General features: G+C 60.2%; 18 protein-coding genes and 1 tRNA gene. 7 read left to right on the top strand and 12 right to left on the bottom strand.

Annotated features, from left to right (window positions below):
* Positions 1-58: 58 nt before the first annotated feature.
* The gene (gene rluD / locus I6L46_RS18235) at positions 59-1039 is read right to left on the bottom strand and encodes a 23S rRNA pseudouridine(1911/1915/1917) synthase RluD (RefSeq protein WP_005339771.1); all 981 of its coding nucleotides are present in this window, start codon (positions 1037-1039) and stop codon (positions 59-61) included.
* Positions 1040-1156: 117 nt separating this feature from the next.
* Here rluD and I6L46_RS18230 point away from each other — a divergent pair, with 117 nt between their 5' ends.
* Positions 1157-1912: an outer membrane protein assembly factor BamD gene (locus I6L46_RS18230; RefSeq protein ID WP_101530913.1), complete on the top strand. Its 756-nt coding sequence runs from the start codon at positions 1157-1159 to the stop codon at positions 1910-1912.
* A 144-nt stretch (positions 1913-2056) separates the two neighbouring features.
* On the opposite strand, the gene I6L46_RS18225 is transcribed toward I6L46_RS18230, so the two are convergent.
* The 8 genes from I6L46_RS18225 to yqhD all read right to left on the bottom strand — a co-directional run bounded on the left by I6L46_RS18225 (position 2057) and on the right by yqhD (position 12728).
* Entirely contained in the window at positions 2057-3385 is a 1329-nt protein-coding gene (locus I6L46_RS18225; protein ID WP_216976630.1) for a CoA-disulfide reductase, read from the bottom strand.
* Positions 3386-3482: 97 nt separating this feature from the next.
* A complete protein-coding gene (locus tag I6L46_RS18220) occupies positions 3483-4883 on the bottom strand; it encodes an L-cystine transporter (RefSeq protein ID WP_216976629.1) in 1401 nt (466 codons plus the stop codon).
* A 133-nt stretch (positions 4884-5016) separates the two neighbouring features.
* Positions 5017-6318, bottom strand: coding sequence for a serine dehydratase subunit alpha family protein (locus I6L46_RS18215; RefSeq protein WP_216976627.1), 1302 nt, complete (start codon positions 6316-6318; stop codon positions 5017-5019).
* A gap of 21 nt (positions 6319-6339) precedes the next feature.
* Positions 6340-7008: a transcriptional regulator gene (locus I6L46_RS18210; protein WP_216976625.1), complete on the bottom strand. Its 669-nt coding sequence runs from the start codon at positions 7006-7008 to the stop codon at positions 6340-6342.
* Between the two features lie 147 nt (positions 7009-7155).
* Positions 7156-7935, bottom strand: coding sequence for an ABC transporter substrate-binding protein (locus I6L46_RS18205; protein ID WP_216976622.1), 780 nt, complete (start codon positions 7933-7935; stop codon positions 7156-7158).
* 98 nt (positions 7936-8033) lie between these two features.
* Entirely contained in the window at positions 8034-9518 is a 1485-nt protein-coding gene (gene pntB / locus I6L46_RS18200) for a Re/Si-specific NAD(P)(+) transhydrogenase subunit beta (protein ID WP_005339759.1), read from the bottom strand.
* A gap of 11 nt (positions 9519-9529) precedes the next feature.
* On the bottom strand, positions 9530-11056 hold the full coding sequence (gene pntA / locus I6L46_RS18195; protein WP_040070064.1) for a Re/Si-specific NAD(P)(+) transhydrogenase subunit alpha: 1527 nt from the start codon (positions 11054-11056) through the stop codon (positions 9530-9532).
* Between the two features lie 508 nt (positions 11057-11564).
* Complete coding sequence (yqhD, locus tag I6L46_RS18190; RefSeq protein ID WP_139405384.1) at positions 11565-12728, bottom strand: alcohol dehydrogenase; 1164 nt, start codon at positions 12726-12728, stop codon at positions 11565-11567.
* Positions 12729-12885: 157 nt separating this feature from the next.
* Here yqhD and I6L46_RS18185 point away from each other — a divergent pair, with 157 nt between their 5' ends.
* Both I6L46_RS18185 and I6L46_RS18180 read left to right on the top strand, forming a co-directional pair.
* Positions 12886-13788 carry an AraC family transcriptional regulator gene (locus I6L46_RS18185; protein ID WP_019446575.1) on the top strand — a complete coding sequence of 301 codons (903 nt, stop codon included), beginning with the start codon at positions 12886-12888 and terminating at the stop codon, positions 13786-13788.
* Between the two features lie 17 nt (positions 13789-13805).
* A complete protein-coding gene (locus I6L46_RS18180) occupies positions 13806-14318 on the top strand; it encodes a lipocalin family protein (RefSeq protein WP_216976620.1) in 513 nt (170 codons plus the stop codon).
* A 65-nt stretch (positions 14319-14383) separates the two neighbouring features.
* On the opposite strand, the gene I6L46_RS18175 is transcribed toward I6L46_RS18180, so the two are convergent.
* Complete coding sequence (locus I6L46_RS18175) at positions 14384-16276, bottom strand: methyl-accepting chemotaxis protein (RefSeq protein WP_216976618.1); 1893 nt, start codon at positions 16274-16276, stop codon at positions 14384-14386.
* A 207-nt stretch (positions 16277-16483) separates the two neighbouring features.
* The gene (locus tag I6L46_RS18170) at positions 16484-16981 is read right to left on the bottom strand and encodes a lactoylglutathione lyase family protein (protein ID WP_216976617.1); all 498 of its coding nucleotides are present in this window, start codon (positions 16979-16981) and stop codon (positions 16484-16486) included.
* Positions 16982-17081: 100 nt separating this feature from the next.
* On the opposite strand from I6L46_RS18170, the gene I6L46_RS18165 reads away from it, so the two are divergent.
* Complete coding sequence (locus I6L46_RS18165; protein WP_216976615.1) at positions 17082-17954, top strand: LysR family transcriptional regulator; 873 nt, start codon at positions 17082-17084, stop codon at positions 17952-17954.
* A 145-nt stretch (positions 17955-18099) separates the two neighbouring features.
* Here I6L46_RS18165 and I6L46_RS18160 read toward each other — a convergent pair.
* A tRNA-Trp gene (locus tag I6L46_RS18160) sits at positions 18100-18176 on the bottom strand.
* Between the two features lie 201 nt (positions 18177-18377).
* On the opposite strand from I6L46_RS18160, the gene I6L46_RS18155 reads away from it, so the two are divergent.
* From I6L46_RS18155 to pyrB, 3 genes are all read left to right on the top strand, one after another.
* Entirely contained in the window at positions 18378-18920 is a 543-nt protein-coding gene (locus I6L46_RS18155; protein WP_216976612.1) for a hypothetical protein, read from the top strand.
* A gap of 99 nt (positions 18921-19019) precedes the next feature.
* The gene (locus I6L46_RS18150; protein WP_216976610.1) at positions 19020-19214 is read left to right on the top strand and encodes a hypothetical protein; all 195 of its coding nucleotides are present in this window, start codon (positions 19020-19022) and stop codon (positions 19212-19214) included.
* The gene (gene pyrB, locus I6L46_RS18145; protein ID WP_005339735.1) at positions 19195-20115 is read left to right on the top strand and encodes an aspartate carbamoyltransferase; all 921 of its coding nucleotides are present in this window, start codon (positions 19195-19197) and stop codon (positions 20113-20115) included. The genes I6L46_RS18150 and pyrB overlap by 20 nt, the downstream gene beginning before the upstream one ends.
* Positions 20116-20123 lie beyond the last annotated feature (8 nt).

Genomic DNA, 20123 nt, shown 5'->3' with positions numbered 1-20123 from the left:
GATTGGCATCTATTCGGGCCGGATGACGCCAGAAACCGACGCAGCAGGCCCTATCACTTCAGTTCCAGACTAAATCATCCGGATTGGCGAGAGTATCCGCGCGCAGCACTTCCATCAGCTCCACCATGTCTTGCGGTGTAGCTGAGTGCCACTGCATCACTTCCCCCGTGATGGGGTGAGCCAGTTGCAGCATGGTGGCATGCAGCGCCTGACGGTTGAAGTTACGCAGTGCCTGGGTCAGCTCGGGGGTCGCGTTGCGCAGCGGGCGCAGACGACCACCATAAGCGGGATCGCCCACCAGCGGGTGCTTGATATGCGCCATGTGGACACGGATCTGGTGAGTACGACCGGTCTCAAGACGCAGACGCAGACGGGTGTGGCCACGGAACTTCTCGTGAACCCGGTAGTGAGTCACGGAAGGACGACCATTGGGCACCACGGCCATATGGGTACGCTGGGTCGGGTGACGGCCGATGGGCGCATCAACGGTGCCGCCGGCGGTCATGTGACCGATGGCGATCGCTTCGTACTCACGGGTGATCTGGCGCGCCTGCAGCGCTTCCACCAGATGGGTCTGGGCCGGAACGGTCTTGGCAACCACCATCAGACCTGTGGTGTCTTTATCCAGACGGTGCACGATACCGGCACGGGGCACCTCGGCAATGCCGGGGTAGCGGTGCAGCAGGGCGTTGAGAATGGTGCCATCCGGCGTACCGGCGCCCGGGTGAACCACCAGTCCGGCCGGTTTGTCGATCACCAGAATGTGTTCATCTTCATAAACGATGTTGAGCTCGATATCCTGGGCATCCCAGCGAGTATCATCTTCCAGCTCGACATTCACATGCACCTGCTGCCCGGCCAGAATCTTCTCGCGCGGGGTGTTGGCAACCTGACCGTCCAGGGTCACTCTGTCCTGTAAAATCCACTCCTTGATGCGGGTGCGGGAGTAGTCTGGAAACAATTCGGCCAGGGCCTGGTCGAGTCGCTGCCCGAATTGGTGATCCTGGAATTCGCCTGTCAGTTCAATATGCTGGCTCATGTATGGTCTCTTGAGCGGGGGGTATCAATTCGAAATAATCCGGGTATTCTAGCTTTTCTTTTAGCCAAGCATAACGGATACTTTGCCAATTTCGTGGAAATGGACCGGATGTTGTTGATGGGAAAGAAGTCTCACCTGCTGATGTCGCTCGCCTTGGTCGCTACCTTGATCACAGGCTGTTCCAGCACCAAACCCAAGGTACCCGACGAACCGCCGGAGACCCTGTACCAGAAAGCACGCCTCAAACTGGACGTTGGCAATTACGTGCAAGCCACTGAATTGCTGGAGGCTTTGGACTCTCGCTACCCGTTCGGCGCCTACTCCAACCAGGTGCAACTTGACCTCATCTATGCCTACTACAAGCAGGATGATACCGCTCAGGCGATCGCCAATATCGACCGATTTATCCGCCTCAATCCGGCGCATAAAAATATCGATTACGTCTTCTATATGCGCGGCCTGACCAACATGGCGGCGGATTACAACTTCTTCCAGAGCCTGTTCGGTATCGATCGGGACGACAAAGACCCGGCTTATGCCCGTCAGGCATTCCAGGATTTCAAGACCCTGCTGCAGAACTACCCCAACAGCGTCTATGCCGCCGATGCTCGTGCCCGCATGATTGGCCTGAAGAATCGTCTGGCCCGATATGACCTGAGCGTGGCCGAGTATTACGTGAAGCGTGATGCACTGGTCGCGGCCGCCAACCGGGCCAAGCTGATTGTCGAAACCTACCCCGACACAGCCGAAACCGAGAAGGCGCTGGAGATCATGGTCGAGTCTTACGACTCTCTGAAGATGCCGCAGCTGGCCAAGCATGCCCGCGAAGTGCTGGCCAAGAACTACCCGGAGAACCGCCTCGGCCGTGGCTGAGTGATACGGATCAACCGGTAACAAAAACCGATGCCAAGGCATCGGTTTTTTTATCGCTGCAATTTAGCCACTGATATTACCCGCAGGGGCTCTGCAGAGCTGGGGTAACGTAACGGCGCCTTCCCAACGCCGTCATCGCAACGCTTACTTCGCGACGTTACCCGCCACGTTCAGGGCATCCCAGGTGCGGGAGAAGGGCGGCGCGTAGGCAAAGTCCAGCATGCCGAGCTGATCGGTGGTCACTCCCATGGTGATGGCCACCGCCAGCGCGTCGATGCGGTGGACCGCCCCCTTGCGACCGAGGATCTGGCCGCCCAGCAGCCGCTTGCTGCCCGCCTCATAGACCAGCTTGACGTGAATGTCGGACTGGCCCGGGCAGTAGTTGGTATGGCACTTGTCCTTGATCACCACGGTGCGATAGTCGATCCCCATCGCCTTGGCTTCCTGCTCGGAAAGACCGGTACGGCCCGCTTCCAGCCCCAGCACCTTGAGCGCCGCAGAACCGAGGGTACCCGGGAACTCCTGCTCGGCCCCCGCCAGGTTCTCGCCCACCATGCGCCCCAGCTTGTTGGCGATGGTGGCGAGCGGCACATAGACCTGCTGCTGCTTCACGCTGTGCCAGACGCTGGCACAGTCACCGGCTGACCAGACGTTGGCCAGCGAGCTGCGCCCCTGACGATCCACCTTGATGGCACCGTTGCCGAGCCGCTCGATGCCGGTGTCGGCCAGAAACTCGGTGTTGGGCTTGACCCCGGTGCAGACCACCACGATATCGGCCTCATACTCGCCCTGGCTGGTACGCACGCCGGTCACCCGACCATCCCCCAGCAGTGCTTCAACTCGCTCACCCAGATGGAGAGAGACGCCCTGCTCGCGCAGTTCGGTTTCGATGTGCTGGGTGATCTCGCCATCAAACGCATCGGGGATGACTCGATCCGCCAGCTCGATCAGGCGCACCTCTTTGCCCTGATGGACCAGCGCCTCGACCACTTCCAGCCCGATAAAGCCGGAACCAATCACCACGGCGCGGCGATTATTCTTGTCTTGCACCGCCGCCTTAAGCGCCAGCCCGTCGGCCATCCGGCGCAGACCGAATACCCCTTGCTGCTGCAGACCGGGGATGGGAGGCATCACTTCGCGGGCACCGGTGGCGATCATCAGTCGATCGTAGCGATCGGTGAAGGTGTCGCCGTTGTGCTCCACCACCAGAGTCTGGGCAGCCGCATCGACGCTCAGCACCCGATGGCCAATCTTGACCTCGATCCCCTTGGCGGCGAACTGCTCGGGGGTGAACTCGGCCATGTAACCGGGCTCCTGAAACTCGTCACCGACGAAGTAAGGCAGGCCGCAGGCACCGAAAGAGATCACCTCGGAGGCCTCATACACCACGATGTCGGCATCTTTGGCCAGACGGCGCGCCTTGGCCGCCGCGCTCATACCGGCGGCTTCACCACCGATGATCAGAATTCTCATAGTTTTTCCTCTCAATGGCGCAGGGAGGGCATGCCCTCCCTGCGGTCTATGACGGGAAAGAGTCGCCCCTTTCCACGGGCAGATCAACCGACGCAAATCAGACGGTAGACTCTTCGCCGTCCAGACTCACTTCGTGATCGCTGTTGAACACATGCATGTCGGTCTCGCCCATCAGGCGGCTGGTGACCGTCCCTGCGGTGATGGAGCCGGAAACGTTGAGCGCGGTACGGCCCATGTCGATCAGCGGCTCGATGGAGATGAGCAGACCGGCCAGCGCCACCGGGAAGTCCAGCGCGGAGAGCACGATCAGCGCGGCAAAGGTGGCGCCGCCGCCAATCCCGGCCACCCCGAAGGAGCTGACGGTGATGATGGCGATCAGGGTCATGATAAAGCCCGGATCCATCGGGTTGACCCCGACAGTCGGGGCAATCATCACGGCCAGCATGGCCGGATAGATACCGGCACAGCCGTTCTGGCCGATGGTGGAACCGAAGGAGGCGGCGAAGTTGGCGATCCCCTCCGGAATACCCAGCGACTTGGTCTGGGTCTGCACGTTCATCGGGATGGAGCCCGCACTGGTGCGCGAGGTGAAGGCAAACGCCAGCACCGGCGTGATCTTCTTGAGGAAGCGCAGCGGGTTGATGCCGACCATGCTCACCAGCAGCAGGTGCACGACAAACATGATGGCGATGGCGCCGTAAGAGGCCATCACAAAGCTGAGCAGGTTAAGAATATCCGCATAGTTGGAGCCGGAGACCACCTTGGTCATCAGCGCCAGTACGCCGAACGGGGTCAGGCGCAGCACCAGAGTCACCATTCGCATTACGATGGCATGAGCCACGGCCACGAAGTGGCTGAAGCTGGCGAAGATCTCCGGCTTCTTGCGGGCGATGCCGGTAGCGGAGAGGCCAATGAAGATGGAGAAGATCACCACGGCGATGGTGGAGGTCTTGCGGGCCCCGGTCATGTCGAGGAAGGGGTTGGCGGGAATGAACTCCAGCATCATCTTGGCGAAAGACATGCTCTCGACGCTGCCGAGGGTGCTCTGCAGCGCGGCGCCACGGGCGCTTTCGGCGGCACCGGAGGTGAGCCCTTCAGCCGTCAGGCCAAACAGGTTGGACATCAGGATGCCCGCCCCGGCGGCGATGGCGGTGGTGAAGATCAACACGCCTATGGTCATGGCGCTGATCTTGCCCAGCGCGGTGCCGCCATTGAGCTTCAAGATAGCGCTGATGATGGAGACCATGATCAGCGGGATGATGATCATTTGCAGCAGCTTCACATAGCCGCTACCCACGATATCCAGATAGTCGATGGTCTGAACAATGACCGGCGAACCAGCACCGTAAAGCAGTTGCAACGCAGCGCCGAACAGAATACCGAGCCCCAGACCGGCAAATACTCGGCGGGTGAAGCTCACATGTTTTTCCTGTAACCGGTAGAGAAAGAACAGCAAGATGGCGGCGATGGCCAGATTGCCGATAACGCTAAATGTCATGGTGTGACTCCCCAAAAAGCGGGCTTGCGCCCGAGAAACAAGAGCAAGCGCCATGCTTGCCCTGGCAACCGTGTCAGACGGTCTGCGCCGTCGTGACAAGAACAAGGGGGTCTATCGCCCCCTTGTCACAGATTCACTGCTTCTGCTGTTTCGCTCGCATGATGTTGATGATTTCGATGTCGGTATCCAGCATCCCCTCTTTGGAGAGGCGGCCCAGATTGGCGATGGTCTGGTCCACATCGTCGGAGACGATCCCCTCGCTCTGGGGGACATGCAGGTTGTTGATAGCCATCAGCGAAGACTTAACCGCCGCCGAGGTGGAGGTGGAGACCTTCATGGAGCAGGCGCTGCCCGCGCCGTCGCAGATGATGCCGGAGACATCGCCAATCATGTTGTTGATGCAGTGGCTGATCTGCTGATACTGGCCGCCCAGCAGCCAGGTGATGGCGGCACCGGCACCCATGGCGGCGGTACTGGCGGCGCAGAGGGCCGACAGCTTGTTCTGATAGGTCTTGATGTAGATGGCCACCAGATGGCTCATCACCAGTGCTCGGGTCAGCTGCTCGTCGCTCGCCTTGAGGAAGCGGGCAGCCGCGACCACAGGCATGGTGGCGGCAATGCCCTGATTGCCGGAACCGGAGTTGGACATGGCGGGCAGCATGGCGCCATCCATCCGCGCATCGGAGGCAGCAGAGGAGAGGCGCATCGCCAGCGTCATCAGGTCATCGGAGAGCAGCTTGCGCTCCACCTGCTCGGTGAGGATCTTGCCGATCTTCAGGCCGTAGCCCTGTAACCCTTCGTCCGCCAGCGCCTGATTCATGGTGGCGGCCTCGCGGATAAAGTCGATCTCCGCCAGCGGCACTTCCAATGCAAAATCGACGATCTCCCGCAGGGTCATGGCCGGTTTGGCGGATTTGGCTGGCTGGATCTGCACGCCGGGGGCACTGGCCTGCTCCATCAGCACCTCGCCATCCTTCTCCATCAGGATGATGCGGGTGTGGTCGGTGCAGATCACCACCCGGGCACTATGGCCCTCCACTTCGGCCAGCACCTCGGCGTAGAGCACATCCGGTACATCCTTCACATCCACCTTGATCACCGGCAGCAGCGCCTTGGCCGCTTCCACCTGTTCTGGTGTGAGGGTCTTGAGCACCTCCAGCCCGGCATCGGGATTGCCCCCTGTTATACCGACCGCAGCGGCTACCGGCAGGCCGATCATGCCGGTGCCCGGCACCCCGACTCCCATGCCGTTCTTGAACAGATTGCCACTGACCCAGACGCTGACGCGGGTCGGGGTCACCCCCAGCAGCTTGCGGCAGTTGGCCGCCGCCAGCGCCACCGACATCGGCTCGGTACAGCCCAGGGCCGGCACCACTTCACGCTTGAGCAGGGTAATAAAGTCGGTCCATTGTGCTTTCATCGCAGTGTTTCTCATGTTCAGGATGCCCGCAGGCAGTTATTGCTTGTTCAGATCCGCCTTGTAGTTGCGGATATGCAGATAAACAGTATGACGGGAGATGCCGAGCATCCGGGCAACCAGCTGGGCCGCCTCCTTGATCTCGAAGATCCCCATGTCGAAGAGCCGGGTCACTATCTCCTTGTTGCGCACCGTGCAGGAGAGCGAATCGTCCCGATCCACCTTCTCAATCACCTGAGTCACCAGATCGTCCACCGAGCTGGCAAAGGTCTCGTTGTTGAGCGGCGCCGGTGCCGCGGGCAGCGCAAAAGTATCGAGCAGGCTGCCAAGGGAGGTATCCAGACTGAAGTTCACGCAGAGCATGCCGATGGGCTTGCCCTGCCGGTTGCTGATGGTGATGGAAGAGGACTTCATCAGCGTCCCGTCGCGGGTACGGCTGAAGTAGCTGCTCCACTGGCTGCCCGCCTCCCCCTGCAAGCGGTTGAGGGCAAAGTCGGTGACCGGCGCCCCCTCCCGACGACCGGTGACATGGCCGTTGGCAATCTTGATAACCGATGCATCCAGCGTATCGAACGCATGCAACACCACCTCGCACCCTGCGCCAAACAGCGCGGCCAGCGCCTCGACCGCGGGCTCAAAACTGGCGATCAGATGACGTTCTTCATCCGTTAACGAATTGATCTGGTCAGTGGTGGCTGCTGTGGACATATATGAGTAACTCTGAGTAAACCGCAGTTGATTCTACTATCAACAAGATCAACTAATGTTGAGCGGCATCCCCTTTTTGCTCGCCATTATGCCCACCTTTTAACAAAGTGCGACAAATTGTGAAGCGGCGCACAGCAGGGCGGCAACTCAGAGGTGATAGCGGGCCAGCAGTTGCTTGTAGGCGGGAGTCTGTTTGAACGCCTTGAGGGCAGAGGAGAAGCGGATAGCCAGCTGATCGTGGCCGGGCTTGTGGGTAAACGCGAGGAAATTGCGGTTGTCGTCGGTCAGCAGACGCGAGCCGTGGCTCACCTGATCCTGCAGCCCCTGGGTATGCAGCAAGTAGCGACCGACCCGCTCGTTGAGCACCACCCCGTCCAGCCGACCGGCCATCATCAGATGCAGCTGTTTGATGGCATTCCCCTCCCCCGTCATCGGCATCCGGATCACCCCGGGATCGGTCAGAAAATCGGGGCTGTAGGCATAATCTTCCTGAATACCTATCCGCAGACCCTTGAGGTCGGAGAGCTGCTTGAAATCCACCGGACGAACCGTCGGATAGAAGAGCACTTCACCGCTGTAAGAGAGCGGCTCTTCGGGGTAGTGGAGCCAGTGCTGGCGGGAAGGTTCAAAGAAGACATCAAGCACCGCATCCCCCTGTCTGAGACGGGCCTGCTGCAGAACCCGCTTCCAGGGCAGCACCCTGATTTCAGTGCGATAACCCATCTGGCGCAACACGGTACAGGCCAGATCGAGATCGGCGCCGGCCAGCTCGCCATTGTCACCACGCATCACATAAGGGGGCCACAGCTCGGTCAGCAGCGTCAGTGTCGGCGGTTTGTCCGCCGCAGCCGCCAAACCGGCACCCAACAGGGAGGCCAGCAGCCAGCCGTACAACCCGATCCTTCGCCAACCCTGACACCACATCATGGAGATCCCTCATGGTCCGTATGGATTGAGGATATACAAGGGATGAGCAATAAAAAAGGAGGCCGAAGCCTCCTTGATATTCACTCTCTGAATGGCACTTACAGTGCTTTCAGGATTGCCTCGACGCTGGCCTTGGCATCGCCAAACAGCATCTGGGTATTTTCCTTGAAGAACAGCGGGTTCTGGACACCGGCGTAGCCAGTGTTCATGGAGCGCTTGAAGCCGATGACGTTCTGCGCTTTCCACACTTCCAGCACCGGCATACCGGCGATCGGGCTGCCCGGATCTTCCATCGCGGCTGGGTTAACGGTGTCGTTGGCACCAATCACCAGCACGGTATCGGTATCGGCGAAGTCGTCGTTGATCTCGTCCATTTCCAGCACGATGTCATACGGGACTTTCGCTTCCGCCAGCAGCACGTTCATGTGGCCAGGCAGACGACCGGCAACCGGGTGGATACCGAAACGCACCTTGACGCCACGATCACGCAGCTTCTGGGTGATTTCAGCCACCGGATACTGGGCCTGCGCCACTGCCATACCGTAGCCCGGGGTGATGATGACGGAGCTGGAGTTTTTCAGCAGGTCAGCCACTTCCTCGGCGCTGGTTTCGCGGTATTCGCCCATCTCCTGATCAGCCGTGGAGGCCACGCCATCGGAGCCGAAGCCACCGGCGATCACGGAGATGAAGGAGCGGTTCATCGCCTTGCACATGATGTAAGAGAGGATCGCACCGGAGGAACCCACCAGAGCACCGGTGACGATCAGCAGGTCATTGGAGAGCATGAAGCCCGCCGCAGCCGCCGCCCAACCGGAGTAGGAGTTCAGCATGGAGACCACCACCGGCATGTCTGCGCCACCGATGGAGGCAACCAGATGCCAGCCAAAGGCGAAGGCGATCAGGGTCATCACCAGCAGGGCGAAGGTAGAGCCGCCCGCGTTGACGAAGTAGACCATCAGGGCCAGAGAAGCGACCACGGCCAGCAGGTTCAGCTTGTGGCGGTGCGGCAGCATCAGCGGCTTGGAGGAGATGAGACCGCGCAGTTTGCCGAAGGCAACCACGGAACCGGTAAAGGTTACGGCACCGATGAAGACGCCCAGGAAGATCTCGACCAGGTGGATGTTCAGCATGGCGCCGGTCAGGTGCTCGACCTGGGCAACGCTGTTGGCCTGCTCGAACGCCGCACGGGCGGCTGCCAGGGTGGCATCCAGGTTGGAACCGACGGAGACGACGACCTCAGCAGGTGCAGATGGGTGCAGATCGATGAAGCTGTTGAAGCCCACCAGCACTGCCGCCATACCCACGAAGCTGTGCAGCACGGCCACCAGCTCGGGCATCTCGGTCATCTCGACCTTGAGTGCCAGACGCACGCCGATGGCACCGCCAATCACCATGGCTAGGATGATCCAGTGAACGCCACTGGTCTCCGGGTTGAATACGGTGGCGAGCAGGGCGATAGCCATACCCGCGATACCGAACAGGTTGCCATGCTTGGCCGTTTCTTGCTTCGACAGTCCCGCGAGACTGAGGATGAAGAGCACGGCGGCAACGATATAGGATGCTGTTACCAGTCCTTGAGACACGTTAAACCCCCTTAATCCTTACGGAACATCTTCAGCATGCGCTGAGTGACGGTGAAGCCGCCGAAGATGTTGATACTGGCAATCAGCACGGCGATAAACGCCAGCGCGGTAACCAGAGTCGACCCTTGCCCGATCTGCAGCAGGGCACCGACCACGATAATGCCGGAGATGGCATTGGTGACCGACATCAGCGGCGTATGCAGGGCGTGCGATACGTTCCACACCACGTAGTAACCGACCACACAGGCCAGGATGAATACGGTGAAGTGAGAGAGGAAAGCTGCCGGGGCAACGGACGCAATCCAGCCGAAGGCGGCGATGCCGAGGGCACCGAACACGAACTTCTTGTTGGAGGGCTTGGCCTCTTCCTTCTTGGCGGCCGGTTTGGCGGCTGCCGGTTTCTGCGGGGCAGCAGAGACGGAGATGGCGGGCGGCGGGAAGGTCACTTCACCGGCCTGGATCACCGTCATGTTGCGCTGAACCACGTCTTCGAAGTCGATGGCAACGTTGCCGTCCTTCTCCTTGCACATCAGCTTCATCAGGTTGACCAGGTTGGTACCGTAGAGCTGGGAGGATTGGGCAGGCAGACGACCCGGCAGATCGGTGTAACCGATCACCTTGACGCCGTTGGCGGTGACATGCAGCTCACCCGGCACTGTGTATTCACAGTTACCGCCAGCCTGAGCGGCCATGTCCACGATGACGGAGCCCGGCTTCATGCTGTCGACCATCTCTTTGGTGATCAGCTTGGGAGCCGGCTTGCCCGGGATCAGGGCGGTGGTGATGATGATGTCCACCTCTTTGGCCTGCTGGGCGAACAGCTCCATCTCGGCCTTGATGAACTCATCGGACATGACTTTGGCGTAACCATCGCTGGATGCACCGTCTTCGCCACCGAAGTCCAGCTTGAGGAATTCCCCACCCATGGATTCGATCTGCTCGGCCACTTCCAGACGGGTGTCGAATGCACGCACGATGGCGCCGAGGGAACCGGCCGTACCGATGGCGGCCAGACCGGCTACACCGGCACCGATCACCAGCACTTTGGCAGGCGGCACTTTACCGGCTGCGGTGATTTGACCGGTGAAGAAGCGACCGAACTGGTGCGCAGCTTCAACCACGGCGCGATAGCCACCGATGTTGGCCATGGAGGAGAGGGCATCGAGGGACTGGGCACGGGAGATCCGCGGCACCATATCCATCGCCATCACATTGATGTTGCGCTCGGACAGCTTCTTGACCAGCTCAGGGTTCTGGGCAGGCCAGATGAAGCTCACCAGAGTGGCGCCATCTTTAATTTGTGCGATCTCGGCATCGGTCGGCGCATTGACCTTGAAGATAAGGTCGGCTTGCCAGACATTCGGCACCACGCTGGCACCGGCAGCCTCGAAGGCGGCATCATCGAAGCTGGCCGACAGGCCTGCGCCGGTCTCGATGGCGACCTCGAAGCCGAGCTTTTTCAGCTGCTCGACGGTAGCCGGGGTCGCTGCGACCCGGGTCTCACCGGCGAGACTCTCTCTCGGTATTCCAATCTGCATGACTATTCCCTGATGGTTAATAAACAATCGCTGCCCAGTGTCTCACTTCTGACGAAACAAGACATGACCAAAGTGCAGGTCCAGGGCTCTTTGTTATGAAAATCAGTAGGCTTTACCTCAACCTCCTGTCATGGTCAGGCCCCCCGCTTTTCAGGCGCGAAGGTGATTAGTATCAAATTTTGGAGTTTTATTACAACCGCAGTCCCGACGGCACTCGTACAGAATTCAGCCCATCCCTGGCTACGATTAAAAAAAACAAACCAAATTAGAGGCTTATACCAGTAAAAACGGCTGAAAAAAGTGATCCAACCAGTCAAAAAAAATGTTTTACCGGCCCTCTATCTTAGCGTTTTTTGTTCTTACGAAATCCGCTTTCGTCTCACTTCTCGCAGCGAAACGCCGAAAAGTAACATTTTCCCAACAAAAGCGGGACCACTCAGCCGCCATATGGCGGGAGAGGGCCCCGGCAATTCAATCGTTTCGCCCGTTTGGCACCGATTGGCGGCCCTTACCAGGCCGCTTCATAAATATGCTGGCTCTGCACCAGATCGATATCGCTGTGCTCGCCCAGACGGGTCATGCCGTGCTCACCCAGCTTGCCGATCAGGGTGTCGATACCCAGATCTTTCAGACCGTAGTCGCGCAGTCGGGTCTTGACCCCCATCCGCTCGAAGAAGTCGCGGGTCGCGGCGATGGCATCGTCGATGCGCTCCGCTTCGCTACCGCTGTGCAGACCCCACACCCGCTCTGCGTATTGCAGCAGCTTGGCATGTTTCTGTTTGCGCTTGGCCTGCAGCAGGGCAGGCAGCACCACCGCCAGAGTCTGGGCGTGGTCGAGGCCGTGCAGGGCAGTCAGCTCGTGACCCAGCATGTGAGTGGCCCAGTCCTGTGGCACACCGGCACCAATCAGGCCGTTCAACGCCATGGTGGCGCTCCACATGATGTTGGCGCGCACCTCGTAGTTGTGCGGCTCGGCCAGCGCCTTGGGGCCCTCTTCGATCAGGGTCAGCAGCAAGCCTTCGGCGAAGCGATCCTGCACCTTGGCATTGACCGGATAGGTGAGGTACTGCTCCACGATGTGAACAAAGGCATCCACCACCCCGTTCGCCACCTGACGCTCGGGCAGGGTGTAGGTGAGCACCGGATCCAGCACGGCGAAGCGCGGCATCACGAACGGCGAGAAGAAGTGCACCTTGTCGCCACTGCTGCGACGGGTGATGACGGCGCCCATGTTCATTTCGGAACCGGTCGCCGGCAGGGTCAACACGGAACCGAGCGGGATGGCGGAACGCACTTCGCTGCCGACGGTCTCGAGAATGTGCCAGGGATCTTTGGCCAGATCGTAGTGCGCGGCAGCGGCGATAAACTTGGTGCCATCGAGCACGGAACCACCGCCAACGGCGAGCAGGAAGTCGACCCGCTCGGCACGGGCCAGCTCCACGGCGCCCATCAGGGTCTCGTAGGCCGGGTTCGGTTCGATGCCGCCAAATTCAAACAGGGTCATGCCAGCCAGCTCGTTGCGGATCTGTTCCAGCAGGCCGCTGCGTACCACGCTGCCGCCACCGTAGGTGATCATGACGCGGGCATCGCTCGGAAGCTGCTCGCGCAGCTGGGCGATCTGCCCTTGGCCGAACAAGATTTTGGTCGGAGTATGGAGAGTAAAGTTGTTCATCGACATTGCCTTCTTCTGATAGTCAGGGCGGCCTGGCCGCGAAATCGTGATTGCATTTTTCTCCAGAACCACCCTACCTTCAAGACAACATCCTGCTTGATTCTTGCCTATTTCTACAAAGCAGCGAAAACCGGAACTGTCGAATCAAAGAGCGCCCATGCAAAACCGTTACAGCGACCTCGCCGCCAGATTGACCCGCCACGTCACCGCCCCCGGCATCACCCCGTCACCGGTGAAACAGGTCAACCTCATCTATACCACCGAGCACCATGGCCGCACCCCGGTGCTCTACCAACCGCGGATGATCGTTATCCTGCAGGGACACAAGGTGGGTTATCTGGCGGATCAAGTGTTTCGCTACGACCCCAACCACTATCTGCTGATGACCCTGCCGCTCCCTTGCGAGTGCGAGTGCTTCGCCTCCCCCGAGCAGCCGCTTATCGGTTTTACCATCGAGATCGATCTGGTCACCCTGCAAGAGCTGCTGCTGGAGCTGGGCGATGCCTTGCCCGCCCCCGCGCCGCAAAAGAGCGGTGTCCACTCGGTCCCCCTGTCGGAAACCATGTTTTGCGCCGCCGAGCGACTGATCGAGCTGATGGATAACCCGTTGCACGCCAGGGTGCTGGGGCCGCAGACGGTGCGGGAGATGCTGTTCCACGCTCTCACCGAGGGGGGCGGCCCGGCGCTGCAGGCGCTCGCCAATCGCCACAACCATGTGGGCCAGATCGCCAGGGTGCTGCGTATGATAGAGTCCCGTTATGCCGACAACCTCACCATGGAGGAGCTGGCGCGGGAGGTGAACATGAGCGTCTCCGCCTTTCACCACCACTTCAAGGCGGTCACTGCCACCTCGCCGCTGCAGTACATCAAGTCGTTTCGCCTGCACAAGGCGCGGATGATGATGCTGCATGACGGTATCAAGGCGGGCACCGCGGCAGCCAGAGTCGGTTACGAGAGCAACTCCCAGTTCAGTCGGGAGTACAAGCGCTTCTTCGGCAGCACGCCGACGGATCAGGCCTCCCGCTTCCGGGATGGCCAGCTGCGCATCATTGAGGGATAACAAGAGAGGGATTACTTATGCGTTCACTGCTTTGCCTGTTCACCGCTTTACTGCTGACGGCCTGTACCGGGATAGCCGATGGCATTCGCCCCGTTACCGGCTTCCAGCTCGATCGTTATCTTGGTACCTGGTACGAAATCGCCCGCCTCGACCACAGCTTCGAGCGGGGGCTGGAGCAGGTGAGCGCCACCTACAACATGCGGGATGACGGTGGCGTCAAGGTGCTCAACCGCGGCAAGCAGAGCGATGGCAGCTGGCGCGAAGCCGAGGGCAAGGCCTACTTCGTCGGCAACCCGGACGAGGCGCGGCTCAAGGTGAGTTTCTTCGGCCCCTTCTACGGCGGCTACAACGTCATCGACCTCGACCCCGATTACCAGCTCTCGCTGGTGACCAGCTACAACCACGACTACCTCTGGATCCTCTCCCGCTCACCCAACCCGCCCAAGGCGAAAGTGGATGCGCTGGTCGCCAAGGCGAAGTCGCTGGGCTTTGCCACCGACCAGCTGATTTGGGTCAAGCAGACCCCTTAAGCCAGCCGTAAAAAAACAAAGGGCAGCCCGCGGGCTGCCCTTTCTGTTGCTGGAGTGGCGGGATGTCAGAGCCGGAAGCGGCCGATCTCCTGCTCCAGCCGCTCGGTCAACGACTTGAGTTCGGCCGCCTGCGCCGCCTCGCTGCCCGCCTGCTCGGCCAGCTCTTGCGAGACGTGGCGGATATTCTCGGTATTGCGGCTGATCTCGCCGGTCACTGAAGTCTGCTCCTCGGCCGCTGCGGCGATCTGGGTCGCCATGTCGCTGATGGAGCCGATCGCCTCGTTGATCCGGGCAAGGCTCTGGTTGGCCGCTTCGGCATCCTCGACGCTGGTACCCGCCAGCTGACGGCTGGTCTCCATGCCACCCACGGCGCGACGGGTAGTCTGCTGCAGGGTCTCGATCATCTGCTGGATCTCGTCGGTGGAGTCGTGGGTACGGCGCGACAGCACCCTCACCTCGTCCGCAACTACCGCGAAACCGCGCCCCTGCTCACCGGCCCGGGCCGCCTCGATGGCGGCGTTGAGCGCCAGCAGGTTGGTCTGCTCGGCGATGCCGCTGATGGTCGCCAGAATGCCGCTGATCTTCTGGGCATGGCTGTCGAGCTCATTGATGATCTGGCTGGCATCGGCCACTTCGTCCGCCAGACCGGTAATGCTGCGCTGACTCTGGCCAACCTGGGATTGACCGGCGACCGCCAGTGCAACCGCATCGGTGGCGGTAGTGGCGGCAAACTCGGCGTTACCGGCGATCTCCTGGGTAGCGGAGGCCATCTCGGTCACCGCGGTCGCCACCATCACGATCTCGTCCTGCTGCTGGCGTACCCGCTGACTGCGGGCCTGCGCCCCGGCCGCCTGGGCACGGGACTGGGCCGCCAGCTCGACGGTCACATCCCGCAACCGGCTGACGATACCGTGCAGCCGCGCCACAAACTGGTTGAAGTTCTGGGCCAGCTGACCCACCTCATCCTTGCTGTGAGTGTTGATGTGAACGGTGAGATCCCCCTCGCCGTGGGCAATGTCGTGCAGGGCGTGCGCGACCCGACCGAGATCGGCGAACAGGTATTTGAAGGTGGCGGTGAGCAGGGCGCTGAACACCAGCATCAGCACCAGGGTCAGCCCCACCAGCTCCCACAGCAGACTGCTGAGCGGCGCCTCCAGCACATCGCGATACATCACCATGGCCAGCAGCCAGTCGGTGCCCGGCACCGGTTGTACCGCCAGCAGCACATCCCGCCCGTCGAGAGTGGCGGCGTGCAGCTCGCTGTTCTCGCGGCCCCACTGCTGGAAGGTGGCGGCAGAGAGTCCCGGCGCCAGCTCGGCGATGGGCTTGAGCGCCAGATCCTTCTGCGGATGGCCGACGATGAGGCCGCTGCTGTCGAGCAGCATGGCGTAGCCCTCACCCTGCACCTTCATCGCCAGCACTTCGTCGATCAGCTTGTCGAGCGCCAGGTTGGCCCCCACGGCACCGACCAGCTCCCCCTGATGGAGTACCGGCTCGGAGAGGGTGACCACCAGCTTCTGCATGGTGACGCTGACATAGGGGGCGGTGACGATGAGCTGCCCCGCCTTCACCGCATCCTGATACCAGGGGCGCTCGCGCGGGTCATAGTTGCCGGTGTTGAGGGAGGGATCCTGCCGGGTCATCACCCCCTGCGCGGAGCCAAAATAGGTGAGCCCGAAGCCGCCCGAGGTGTAGGCCTGCTTCAGGTGCGGCACCAGCTCGGCTTGGGGGTTGTCGCTGATCAGGTTGACCAACGCATGGACGGTGTTCTTGCGATCCGTCATCCATTCGCCGATGGCGACCGAGTAGGCGTGGCCATAGTTGACCGCCTCGCTCTGGATGGCGCTCATGGTGCGGGATTTTAGGGTGTGAAAGGCAACGATGCCGAGCAGTGATGCCATCAGCAGCACTACGCCAAGACTGGTGGCCAGCAGCTTGCCGCGCAGAGAGAGGGTCATGACGACGAATCCTTGTTGTTGTGTCAGGCAGGGAAAACCCTGATGTATCAAAGGCTATCGGCCGCAATATGAACAGACTTTAGTGAATCTGTATATTTTCCCATCTATCAACAATAGAACGCGCTATTCGTGTGAACCAGATCGCTATTCCATGCTACTGACTCTTGTAACAACAAAGCAGCAGGCCGCCCTAAGGCGGCCTGTCACTTACCCCTGATATGCACCGGCGGAGTAGGTCAGCTCATAGCTGTGGCTGTAGATCTCGACGATATTGCCGAAGGGATCTTCCATGTAGACCATGCGGTAGGGTTTCTCGCCCGGGTAGTACTCGCGCACCGGCATCCGCTGCTTGCCGCCCGCCGCGACGATGCGCGCCGCCAGCCCCTCGACATCCGGATCCTGCACGCTGAAGTGGAACACCCCGCTCTTCCAGAATTCGAAGTTGTTTTCGCGCTGCTCGCTGTTGGGGAACTCGAACAGCTCGATGCCGATCTTGTCGCCGGTGGAGAGGTGGGCGATGCGGAAGGAGCCCCAGCCCGGGCCGAACACGTCGTTGCACATCACGCCGATGGCGGAATCATCCTCGGTGATGGTGGTCGCCGGCATGATGAGATACCAGCCCATCACCTTGGTATAGAACTCGACTGCCTTGTCGAGGTCAGTCACCGTGATGCCGATGTGGGAGAAGTTGCGTGGATAGGTCATACGTCACCTTGAAATTGTGTGTGGGAAACAGGTGATATGATAGGAAGGGGCGACATAATGAAAAATAAGGTCAAACTAATGGAAGGCATAAATTAAATTTATGGTTAATCCGCTCTGGCTCCACACCCTGGTGGTGGTGCATGAAACCGGCAGTTTTACCCGTGCCGCCGAACGGCTGGATCTCACCCAGGCCGCCGTCAGTCAGCATATCTCGCGCCTCGAGGCCGAATTCGGCCCCCTGCTGCTGCGCAAGCCTCGTCAGCTGGAGCTCACTCCGCGCGGGCTGGTGCTGCTCGACTTCGCCCGCCAGCAGGCGCAGGCCGCCGAACAGCTGCGGGCCCGTCTCTCTGACGACGACCCTCACCGCGGCGCCATCACCCTGTCCACCCCCGGCAGCATCGGCCTGCTGCTCTATCCCCTGCTGCTCGACCAGCAACAGGAGCACCCCGGACTCACCATCCAGCACCGTTTCGCCCCCACCCCCGACATAGTGCAGGCGGTATTGGCGGGGCGCAGCGATCTGGGACTGGTGGATCAACCGCCGGAGCACCCCAGCATCGCCGCCGAGCCCTTCGCCCGCGAACCCCTCTGTCTGGTGGTTCCCAACGATGGCGAGGAGCAGAGCTGGCAGCACCTCTGTCAGCTCGGCTTTATCGACCATCCGGATGGCCGCAGCATGGCACAACGCCTGTTGGGACGACGCTACCCCGGCCAGCGCGTTGACGAGATCCCCCTGCGCGGCTTTACCAACCAGATCGGCCTGATCCTGGAGCCGGTCGCCCGCGGCCTCGGCTTTACCGTGCTGCCCCGCTTCGCCGTCACCGCCTTTGCCCAGCAGGAGAAGATCCGGGTGATCCATAGCCGCATTGAAGTGATCGACACCCTCTGGCTGATCTACCGCGCCGAGTGGCCGCTCCCCGCCCGCCACCAGCGGCTGGTCACCGTCCTGAAACAGCGGGTTGCTGCACATTGAACGCTCTTGCGACAGACATCGAGATCAATCTGGCCACAGTCACCGGACTGCTAACGGCAAGAAGGAGAAGAGAAAGGAGAGAGGGATAAATTGGCGAACGCCGGAAATGCGAAAGGCCAGCTCAATGAGCTGGCCTTTCTGAAAATGGCAGGGGCGGCAGGACTCGAACCCGCAACCATCGGTTTTGGAGACCGCTGTTCTACCAATTGGAACTACGCCCCTGCAACAAACGAGGCGTAGTATACAAAGTGGAGATCAAAGGTAAAGGCTTTTTTTACGCTTTCGATGCGATTGCACAAATCCCGAACAAGTCGCGGTTGTTTGTGCAGCAAAGCGGGATAACTTGCTGTATTTGCAGCCCTGCCGGGGTAGGAATGGGACATAAATGGGGGTAGGGTGAAATCAGGTACCGGGAGGCCACTTATGCTCAATTACCGATTGCTCCAACAACTGGCGCCCCTCAATTTCAGGGATGAACGCAAGACAGAGGCCCTGCCCGCCTATCTTGAACGGGTCGCGCCGCTGGTGCCCTTTATTCCTGAAAATGTGCTTTCCCAGTGGATTTACCGTCATTGGCGCGGTTTTGAGTCCAACTGGAGCTTTATCGATCTCGCCAGCCATCAGTTCACCTGTGAAAGCTGGCCCACCGCGCAACTGGTGGATCAGATAGACTCCCACCATATGGAGGTGATCGAGCGCTGGGGCGAGATGCTGCGCAGCAACCGCTATGTCCGTCGCTCCTGGCTCGGCGAGAAGATGCTGAGCGAAGGCACCTGGCCCGAACCTGTCATCGTGCTGGTGCCCGCCGAGGGGTGCAGTTACCCGAACGGGCAACCGCTGCCACAACCATACTGCCTGCTGGAAGGGCACCACAGACTCGGTTATTTGCGCGCCATGGCCCGCGATGGGGAATCGCTGCAAGAGACGCACAAGGTGTGGATTTGTCGTCATGTTTCCGCCACTTAAACGTTTTTCACGCTGAAATTGGCATCAGAAATAAAATTTTGACAATTAAAAAAGCGGCCCTATAATCTGTCCGTTTTTGAAAAAGGTCGGGACGAAACGATGCAGTTTTTGATTCAGAAAACAGCCTTGCAGACGGGTGGTGCGCACCAGAGCGGCCCCGTTTTTTCCGGTTCCCACCCCAAAGATCCCCAGTTATTTTTAAAAAAAGCCCCTGTTTCAGGGGCTTTTTTTTGTGCCCGAAAAACCTCCAATGATGTCAAAGGGAATGCAGACGATGACCAATCCACTCTATAAGAAACATGTCATCTCCATTTCGGACCTGACCCGGTCAGAAATGGAACTGGTAGTCTCAACCGCACAACGGTTGAAGGCTGAACCTGACACCAGCCTGTTGAAAGACAAGCTGGTTGCCAGCTGCTTCTTCGAAGCCTCCACCCGCACCCGCCTCTCCTTCGAGACCGCGGTACAGCGCCTTGGCGGCAACATCATCGGCTTCGCCGACGGTGGCAACACCAGCGCCAAGAAGGGCGAGACGCTGGCTGACTCCATCAAGATCATCGGCTCCTACTCGGATGCGGTGGTGATGCGCCACCCGAAAGAGGGTGCGGCCCGTCTAGCCTCCGAATTCTCCCGCGTGCCGGTCATCAACGGCGGCGACGGCTCCAACCAGCATCCGAGCCAGACCCTGCTCGACCTGTTCACCATCCATGAGACCCAGGGCCGTCTGGACAACCTCAACGTCGCCTTCGTCGGTGACCTGAAATATGGCCGCACCGTGCACTCGCTGGCCCAGGCCCTCAGCCTGTTCAACTGTCGCTTCTTCTTTATCTCCCCGGAAGCGCTGGCGATGCCGGACTACATCTGTGAAGAGCTGGAAGAGAAGGGCATCCAGTTCAGCGTCCACCAGACCATGGAAGAGGTGATGCCGGAGCTGGACATCCTCTACATGACCCGCGTCCAGAAAGAGCGCTTCGACGAGACTGAATACAAGCACATGGCCGCCAAGTTCATTCTGGAACTGGCGACTCTGGAAGGGGCCAAGCCCACCATGAAGATCCTGCATCCCCTGCCCCGCGTCGACGAGATCGATGTAGCGGTCGACAAGACTCCCCACGCTTGCTACTTCCAGCAGGCGGAGAACGGGGTCTATGCACGCCAGGCGCTGCTGGCACTGGTACTGAACGAAACTGTCTGAGCTTAGGG

Source organism: Aeromonas sp. FDAARGOS 1416 (genome assembly GCF_019048085.1).
Lineage (GTDB): Bacteria > Pseudomonadota > Gammaproteobacteria > Enterobacterales > Aeromonadaceae > Aeromonas > Aeromonas veronii.
This window is presented reverse-complemented; position numbering and strand designations above follow the sequence as displayed.